The sequence below is a fragment of the Paenibacillus humicus NBRC 102415 genome (assembly GCF_004000905.1).
Classification (GTDB): Bacteria; Bacillota; Bacilli; order Paenibacillales; family Paenibacillaceae; genus Paenibacillus_O; species Paenibacillus_O humicus.
On the sequence record NZ_BIMD01000026.1, the window covers coordinates 64233 to 72914 of the forward strand.

The 8682-nt window shown below is 60.1% G+C and carries 8 protein-coding genes; 7 read left to right on the plus strand and 1 reads right to left on the minus strand.

Annotation, left to right across the window (positions count from 1 at the left end):
* Positions 1–46: 46 nt before the first annotated feature.
* Positions 47–1018 carry a tRNA glutamyl-Q(34) synthetase GluQRS gene (gene gluQRS, locus PHU01S_RS15940; RefSeq protein WP_048749740.1) on the minus strand — a complete coding sequence of 324 codons (972 nt, stop codon included), beginning with the start codon at positions 1016–1018 and terminating at the stop codon, positions 47–49.
* Between the two features lie 269 nt (positions 1019–1287).
* Between gluQRS and PHU01S_RS15945 the strand changes: the two genes are divergently transcribed.
* From PHU01S_RS15945 to hrpB, 7 genes are all read left to right on the plus strand, one after another.
* Positions 1288–2289, plus strand: coding sequence for a coiled-coil domain-containing protein (locus PHU01S_RS15945; protein ID WP_127508436.1), 1002 nt, complete (start codon positions 1288–1290; stop codon positions 2287–2289).
* Positions 2290–2357: 68 nt separating this feature from the next.
* Entirely contained in the window at positions 2358–3308 is a 951-nt protein-coding gene (gene corA, locus PHU01S_RS15950) for a magnesium/cobalt transporter CorA (protein WP_048749744.1), read from the plus strand.
* 229 nt (positions 3309–3537) lie between these two features.
* The gene (locus tag PHU01S_RS15955) at positions 3538–4107 is read left to right on the plus strand and encodes an RNA polymerase sigma factor (RefSeq protein WP_307721811.1); all 570 of its coding nucleotides are present in this window, start codon (positions 3538–3540) and stop codon (positions 4105–4107) included.
* Positions 4104–5660 carry an ABC transporter substrate-binding protein gene (locus tag PHU01S_RS15960; RefSeq protein ID WP_127508439.1) on the plus strand — a complete coding sequence of 519 codons (1557 nt, stop codon included), beginning with the start codon at positions 4104–4106 and terminating at the stop codon, positions 5658–5660. The genes PHU01S_RS15955 and PHU01S_RS15960 overlap by 4 nt, the downstream gene beginning before the upstream one ends.
* The gene (locus PHU01S_RS15965) at positions 5647–6864 is read left to right on the plus strand and encodes an ABC transporter substrate-binding protein (RefSeq protein ID WP_127508442.1); all 1218 of its coding nucleotides are present in this window, start codon (positions 5647–5649) and stop codon (positions 6862–6864) included. The genes PHU01S_RS15960 and PHU01S_RS15965 overlap by 14 nt, the downstream gene beginning before the upstream one ends.
* Entirely contained in the window at positions 6851–7003 is a 153-nt protein-coding gene (locus PHU01S_RS25840; RefSeq protein WP_164763087.1) for a hypothetical protein, read from the plus strand. Before PHU01S_RS15965 ends, PHU01S_RS25840 begins: the two co-directional genes overlap by 14 nt.
* A 452-nt stretch (positions 7004–7455) precedes the next feature.
* On the plus strand, positions 7456–8682 hold a 1227-nt coding region (gene hrpB / locus PHU01S_RS15970; protein ID WP_127508445.1), incomplete at its 3' end, for an ATP-dependent helicase HrpB.

The following is an 8682-nucleotide window of genomic DNA, read 5'->3' on the forward strand; positions in this document are numbered from 1 at the left end:
GTTGGTTCCTTCATCCTTATGCAGAGTCATGAGACCGCAAGTACAGTTACGGAATTGCAATCAGCCGCAAGTCCTCCTCGCGCACGACAACAGGCGCCGCGGGGACATGCTCCAGGCGGAAGGCCGGCGCCAGCTCGCGGGCAGCGACGGCTTCCGGGCGGTCAAGCAGGCCGCTCCAGTAGGCGAGCAGGCCGACGGCCGCTTCCGGCCGGGCGCCCGTTTCCCGGATGGCGGACAGGGAGATGCCGCCATGGCGCTTGGCCAGCCGCTTGCCGTCCGGTCCCATCAGCAGCGGAACATGGGCGAACCGGGGAGGGGCGAAGCCGAGCGCTTCATAGAGCAGCAGCTGGCGGGGAGTGGAGTCCAGCAGATCGCTGCCGCGCAGCACATCCGTCACGCCCATCAGGGCATCGTCCACCGTTACGGCCAGCTGGTAGCTGAAGATGCCGTCCGCCCGCCGGACGACAAAGTCGCCTCCTGCGCCCGGCGCCGTATGCTGATGTCCGGCGGCCAAGTCGTCGAAGGATACGACACGCGCAGAATCGACGGCCAGCCGCAGCGAGGGCTCTTTGGCCTTGCCGCGCTCCTGCCTCTCCGTCTCGCCAAGATGCCTGCATGTTCCCGGATAGGCGGGGCCTTCCGACGAGAGGCCATGAGGGGCGCTGGCGACGGCGGCGAGCTCCGCGCGGCTGCAAAAGCAAGGGTAGAGCCTTCCCTGAGCCGCCAGCCTGTCCAGAGCTTCCCGATAGAGAGGAAGCCGCTCGCTCTGCGTGTACGGGCCGCGGGCGCCGCCGATGTCCGGGCCTTCGTCCCAGTCGATGCCGAGCCAGCGCAGATCCGCGAGCGCTGCTTCCGCGTATTCGGATCTGGAGCGGGGGCCGTCGATATCCTCCATCCGCAGGATGAACGTTCCTCCTGCGGCTCTTATTTGCAGCCATGCCAGGAGCGCGGTCCTTGCATTGCCAAGATGCATGAGTCCCGACGGGGTCGGAGCGAATCTTCCGATTGTGACAGCCATATCTTTCACTTCTCCTTGCCTTGATGGCTTGTGCCGTCAATTAAGGCGGCCAATTCCGATTATGCTTGGTATAATAGCATTAGCTGCGGAGGCCGCACAAATGGTAAGGAATGAAATCCGCCGTGCAAGAAAAGGGAGATAGGGAGCATAGTCTCGCGTACATAGGGAATCAGGACAATGCCATTCATAGAAACATTCATTCTTAGCCGTAACGGCCTGGGGGCGATCAGGCGGACAAGGCGGGAATGCCGGAGGGGGAAGCGGGAACAATGACCGATAAGAGCGCAGATCCTAACAGCCTGCCTGAGGCGGGAACGGACAGCGAGCTCCGCAGCTTGACGATGCAGCTGGAGGAAGCGGAGCACGCCGAAGCCATGCTGGCCTTCAACGAGAGGCGCAGGGACAAGCTGCGCCAGGATATTTTCGCTATGGAGCGCAAGATTTTCGAGCTGGAGGATGTCAGCCGCAAAGAGCATGAGGATGTGGAGCAGCTGTCCCGCCTTGGCTGGAGCGCGTTATGGCTGAAGCTGACGGGAGGGCTTGAAGAGCAGCTGGAGCTGGAGCGGCAGGAGGCGGCCGAGGCCCTGTTCCGCTTGAAGGAAGCGAAGGAGCAGCTGGACAGGTTGCAAACAGAGCTTTCGGAAGTCGGCGTAAGGCTGGCGGAGCACATCGGCCCAACCCGCATGCTTCCCGTCCTGAAGCAAAAGAAGGAGGAGCTGGTCCGGCTGCGCCTGCCGCAGGTCAAGGAGGAGCTGGACAGGCTGGATGCGGAGCTGGCCGGGAAAACGAGCCTGCTGTCGGAGCTTCGGGAAGCCTGTTCGGCCTGCTCCGATCTGAACGGCAAGCTGGGGCAGGCGCTCTCGAGCCTCGAGTCGGCTTCCAACTGGGGCACCTACGATATGCTTGGAGGAGGCATGATATCCACGCATATCAAGCATCGGAGGATGGACGAAGCCCAGGAAGCGCTCGGGGCGGCCCGCAGCGCGGCCAGAAGGCTGGAATCCGAGCTGAAGGATCTCGGGCGCGAAGAAGCGTACCGAATTCCGGTCGGCAGCGGCGCCAGGCTGGGCGATTATTTGCTGGACGGATTTCTGATGGACTGGTTCGTGCAGAGCAAGATTGCGGCTTCCAGGGAAAATACCCGCGAGCTGCTCGGCGAAACCCGCGCCCTGTACCGTTCGCTTGACGGGGACCGGACTCGTCAGGAGTCGGAACTGTCCGCTCTGCAGCGGAAACGGGAACGGCTGATCCTGGAGGCCGGCCGGGGATAGACGGCAGCCGTGACCGGAGACGGAGGCATCGATCCCGAAGCGGGATTCGCATAGAAAGGAATACAGAGATGATTCGAGTCATGGCGATGGATGTCGCAAAAAAATTGCATAAGAATATCGGCCTGAACGACCTTGACGCGATGGAGGCCGTCTGGTACTGGGTGGACATGGACCGGCCGAACGCGGAGGAGATTTCCTTGCTGGACGAACGCTTCCACTTCCACCCTCTGGCGATCGAGGATTGCCTCCACCTGCTGCAAAGGCCCAAAGTGGACCACTACGAGGATGTCCACTTTTTTGTCATGCATGCGCTGATTCCGGAGACGCTGCATGTCGATGAGGTGAATCTGTTTCTCGGATCGAACTTTGCGGTGACCTTCCATTTCGCCCAATCGCAAGAAGTCGACGAGGCATGGGAGACGCTCGCCGTACATCCGAAGCATCCCGGAAAAGGCCATCTGATGGCAGCCTACAGCGTGACGGACAAGCTGGTCGACCGTTATTTTCCCGCCGTATACGGCATTGAAGACCAGCTGCTTGACGCCGATCTCAACAGCTCCGGCTACTTGAAGCAATCCGGCATGGACGAGATTTTCACGATACGGGCCAAGCTGCTGAAGCTGCGCAAGACGATCGTGCCGATGAGGGACCTGCTCTACCGCCTCACCTCCACGGAAGCTCTCCCGAGCTTCAAGGACTTCAAAGCGTTCTATCTGGATATCTACGACCATCTGCTGAAGCAGGCCGAGACGCTGGAAGCCTGCCGCGAGATGACGGCCGATCTGCGCGACAGCTTCATGAGCTACAACTCCAACCGCATGAACGGGATCATGAAGACGCTCACGGTCATCACGACGATCTTCATGCCGCTGACCTTCATCGCGGGAGTGTACGGGATGAATTTCATCAACATGCCGGAGCTCGAAACCAGGGTGGGCTATTTCGTCGTGCTTGGAGCGATGGGGCTGATCGCCCTCTGCATGTTCGCCTGGTTCAAGCGCAAGGGCTGGTTCGACTGAATCCGGCTGCAGAACCGACTCGGCTCAATCTGAAGGAAAGAAGCATCCTCATAGGGAGACGTGTTGCTGAAAAGGCCAGATTTGCAAGCTGTTGTTCAGACAAAAGGCTTCTTTCCCCTACGGAAAGGAGCCTGTTTCATTTTCCTCCCCTTTTCTCCCGCATCCGGTATGATAGTGGAAGTAGAAAATAAAGGGAACTTATCCTTTCCTTTCTCGTCCACTTACCGAGGTGAACCCATTGGATTTCGATTATTTGCAATACACGGCGGCGGATTACGACCGCGGCTCCGTCCTCGATCAGCTCATGAAGGCCTACGGCAGGGACGTATGGAATTTCGCTCTCATGCTGACGCGGAACCGGGATTCGGCAGACGATATCGCTCAAGACGTCTTTCTCAAAGTGTACGAGAAGCTTCCCGAGTTCAGGGGACAGAGCTCGGTCAAGACGTGGATTCTGACGATTACCCGGCATGCGGCGCTCGACCAGCTGCGCTCCTCCTGGGTCCGCAGGGTCATGCTGCTGGAGTTTCTGCCAGGCGGCCATCATCCATCGGCGGAAAAGGAGCTTTTCAAGCGGCTGCAAAACGAGGAAGTATGGCTGGCGGTGCTCGCTCTTCCGCTGAAGCTGCGGGAGGTGCTGCTTCTGACCTGCCATTACGGCATGTCCATGGAAGAAACGGCGGGGCTGCTCGGAGTCGCCAAAGGAACCGTCAAATCACGGCTTCACCGGGCGCGGGCGGCCATGAACCGCAAAGTAACGGCAAGCGAAGCTCTGAATGTGGGGGGCGAGTGGATATGAACGAATGGGAGAAGCGGCTGTCCGGCTCCTTGCCGGTCGCGAACGGGTTCACCTCGGAACTTGAGCGCAAAGTGAGGGAGCGGGTCGCGATGGAGAAAAAGAAGAGCAGGAAGGTCTGGCTGAGGGTGCTGCCGCTGGCGGCTGCGGCTGTGCTCATGGTCGGCTTGTGGAGATTCGGAGAGTCCCGGCAGCCGCTGCAAGCGGAGGGGATCGGCGCGCTGTCGGGCGACGCCTTCGGGGACAAGGAGTTTACCTTGAAGGTGTTTGGCGGCGGCAGCATGAATTCGGAAACGCTGAAGCGCCAATTCATCATCCGGCATCCATCGGTTGACATAAGCATGAGCGGTCAGTGGGACGGCAAGGGCAGGAGCTTGGCAGACTACCGGAACGCCCTTGATAGAGGAGAGGATGTGCTGGTCGTTCCGACCGCCATTTACAGGGAACTGGCTGCGGAAGGGAGAGTGGTCCCTTTGGAGCCCTATATCCTCAAAGACAAGCTTGATCTGAGCGATATGCACGCGCCTGTGCTGGACGCTCTGAAGGCCATCGGAGGCGGAGAGCTTCAAGGGCTGGCGGGGGAATTCAGCTCCAGCGCGCTGTTCGTCAATCCGGAGCTGTTCGCCAAGAACGGAGTGGAGCTTCCAAGGGAAGGAGCGACGGTGCAGGAAATTCTCGACATCGCCAAGCGTTTCGAGGGGACCGGGACGACGGGACTCGTCACGGAATCGAGGGATAGCGGCAATCCGGCCGAGACGGCGCTGAGGCTTGGTCAGGCAAGCGGCCTTCAGCTCTATGGAGGCGATCCCATGCTCCAGACCTCATACTCGGCTTTGTCCGGCAAAGGGTGGATCACGCTGTTCGACCAGGTTGCAGAGGGCTTCCGCGAAGGATGGATCGCTCCTTCTCCGGATTTGGATTTTAGCGGCAGGAAAGGCATTCCGATGAGCGAGGTCGTGCAGAACGACTTGTTCGGCGGCGGGAAAGCGGCGATGCGGTTCGGCGATACGTCCTTCTATAGGGAGCTCGCTTCAACGGAGGCCGAGCGCCCTGCCGTTGCCGGGAACAAGAGCGAACCTGTCAAACGGAACTGGAAAACCGTTTCCTATGAACTCCATATCAACGCCGTCAACGCGTCCGACCTGCTGGACATGAGCCAGATCTACGTCATTAATGCCAAAAGCGTGAACAAGGACGCCGCTTGGGAGCTGGTGAAGGCGGCGCTGTTCTTGTCCAAAACGGATAAGGATGCCGACAATCGGATGGACTTGCCGGTATTCGAGGAAGCGATGAAGACTCAGCCGGAGGAACGCTGGAGGGCGTTTTATATGGAGAGCGGTTCAAAAAAGCTGAACGAGAACAGTCTGCCTATTTACGAAGGCGCCGACTACCTGGGCATTCTATCGGCCGAGGACGGGCAGCAGATGAAGCGCTGGGCAAAGGGCGAGCTTTCCTCCGAGGACGCGCTGGGACTGATTGATAACGTACTCGCGAGGAATCTGCTGGCTCTGGAAAAGAATTTGTTCAGGGAGGGGATCGCGCGTGGCAAGGACTAAACGCTTTTTAGCGGTCCCTTCCTTGATTGCCGCTTTGATCGGCTCCAGCGTCATAGCTGGATGCAGCTCCACTGCAGGCTTGTCGACATCCCAGAGCATCAAAATCGTCGCCGACAGCAAAAGTCAATTCGACACGATGTACCGCGATTACATCGAAGCGGCGTATCCGGGCCTGTCTATCGAGCTGGTGGAGATGAACCCCGATTACACGCGGTCCGTAACGCCCGAGATGTACGAACAGGTCGTGAAGGAGCAGAAGCCGGATCTTCTCCTCATATGGGATCACTTTTATTCCCAGCTGGGCGACAAGCAGCTGCTGGAGGATCTGGCTCCCTACATGAAAGCGTCCGGCCTCCGCAAGGAAGACCTGTACGACGGAATGCCCGAGATGCTGAGCGCGAAGGGAGGCGGCAAGCTGCTTGGACTCTCGCCGGATGTTACATTCAGCGTTCTTCGCTACAACAAGGAGCTGTTCGCAAAGGCAGGAGTCGAATCCCCTCGGGACGGAATGAGCATCGAAGAGGTGTACGAGCTGGCTGGCCGCTTCAATGGCATGAAATCCGGGGGCAAGACAGTGAGCGGCTTGCACATGGGAATCTTTAATACGCCTTCCAGTCTGGTCGGCTCTTACCTTCAAAGCGAAGGCATGTCCGATATAAGCGCGGATGGTACCAGGCTGTTATGGAATGCTCCCGAGCTGGCCTTGGTCCTCGACAAGATCGTCCAGCTGTACCGAAGCGGATCCTTCGCTCTCGAGGAAGACCGGTCCAAGGTCGTGAACGGGGTCAAGGTGTACGATAAGGAAGCGGTCGAGGCGGGAGAGCATTTCGCCAAAGGGCTGGCGGCGATGACCTTCGAAAATTACGGCGGCCAGAAATACGGCTTTGAGACCGGAGAGGTGACGCCGCCGGTGTTGTCCAGGGACCGGAGCCGCAGCACTTTCATCAGCACCGGCCAAATCATGTCGATACCGCGAACGTCCGACCACAAGAAGGCGGCATGGGCTATTCATCCGGCTCATGCTCAGCGAGCATATTGCCAAGGCCAAAATCAAGCTGGGGTACCCGCCGGTCCCGATCTCCTCCTATCCCGGCTTAAAGGGCGATTCGATGTTGGACAAGCTGTTCGAGCTGAAGCCTTACATTTACCCGCAGGCCGCATCTCTTCCGAAAGGCTGGGATTCTACCAGCATGCTGGATTTTGACGATGCCTATGCAGAGCTGAAAAACAAAGAAATCACCGCCGCTGTACAGGGCAGCCAGACCGCTTCGCAGGCAGCGGCGAACATCCAGAAACGAGGACAAGAGCTGTTGGACAATGCGTTGGCAAAAGTTGAAAATTGAGCGGCACACGCTGTGGCGAGCGAACGGGTACGGCGATCTCAAAGTTTAAAAATGGTTAAGCCAGGGTGTTTTGAATGTTTGAATTCTTGAATTCTTAAAGAAGCCTTGATATCTTGATATCTTGATGCGTTTATGTCTTGATGTTCTGAAAGTCTGAAAGTCTGAAAGTCTGAAAGTCTGAAAGTCTGAAAGTCTGAAAGTTGAAAGTCTTGAACTTGGAGCCGTCCCGCTGGGGGCGGCTTTTCCGGTCGTCATAACGAAGCTCTTAATCACCGACTGGAATCGCTGCGGCATGTGCGGCGAACGGTGGGATTTCTTGACATCCGCAAAATGCTCGGTTTACAGGAGCAGCCGCGTATCGCGGAGAGAAGTTCGAGCCGGCTGCTTGGCGCCGAAGGCGCCGGTTGTGGTAGAGTAGAGTCCGTACATCGATAGAAACCGGAGGGAATGCCATGGCAGAGGTGGATAGACTGCCCATAGACGAAGTCATGCCGGAGCTGCTGAAGGCGCTGGATTCCGGCACGCGCGCCGTGCTGGTCGCCCAGCCGGGAGCGGGCAAGACGACCCGCGTTCCGCTCGCCTTGCTGAAGAGCGGCTGGCTGGAAGGGCGCAAGCTTCTCATGCTGGAGCCGCGCAGGCTGGCTGCCCGCTCGGCTGCGGCGTACATGGCGCGCTCGCTCGGAGAGAGCGCGGGGGAGACGGTCGGCTACCGGGTCAGGCTGGAGACGAAGGTCGGTCCAGGCACGCGAATCGAGGTCGTGACCGAAGGCGTGCTGACGCGCATGCTGCAGGAGGATCCGGCTCTCGAGGCTTACGGGGCCGTCATCTTCGACGAGTTCCATGAGCGGCATCTCAGCAGCGATCTCGGTCTTGCTCTATGCCTGCAATCGGCTTCCCTGCTGAGGGAAGATCTGAGGCTGCTCGTCATGTCGGCGACGCTTGCGGCAGGGAAGGTGTCGGAGCTTCTGGGAGGGGCGCCGGTCATTCTCAGCGAAGGGCGGCAATATCCGGTCGAGACGTTCTACCGGCCGCGAGGAAGCGGCTCCAGGCTGGAGCAGGATGCTGCCGCAGCCGTCCTGGAGGCATTGCGTCAGCAGGAAGGCGACGTGCTCGTCTTCCTGCCGGGCATGGCCGAGATCCGGCGGACGGGAGATGCGCTGCGGCGGCTCGGTCTGCCTGACGGCACGGCGCTTCGCCAGCTGCATGGGAGCATGCCGCTGCGCGAGCAGGACGAGGCTGTCGCGCCATGCCCGCCGGGCAGCCGCAAGGTCGTGCTGGCGACCGGCATCGCCGAGTCCAGCTTGACCGTCGCCGGCGTGCGCGCGGTGGTGGACGCGGGCCTTGCGCGAGTGCCGAAGTTTTCGCCGCGCACCGGGATGACGCGGCTGGAGACGGAGCCGGTATCGCGCGCCTCCGCCGATCAGCGGCGCGGCCGCGCAGGCCGCACCGCGCCGGGAGCCTGCTGGCGGCTGTGGGGAGAGGAGGCGCATCGCCATCTGCCGCCTTTCGCCACGCCGGAGCTGATGGAGGCGGATCTGGCCCCGCTTGCGCTGGAGCTGGCAGCCTGGGGCGTCCAGGATCCCGCCGAGCTGGACTGGCTCGACGTGCCGCCTGCGGCAGCCTATGCGCAGGCCTGCGAGCTGCTGCAGCGGCTCGGCGCGCTCGCGGACGACGGGCGG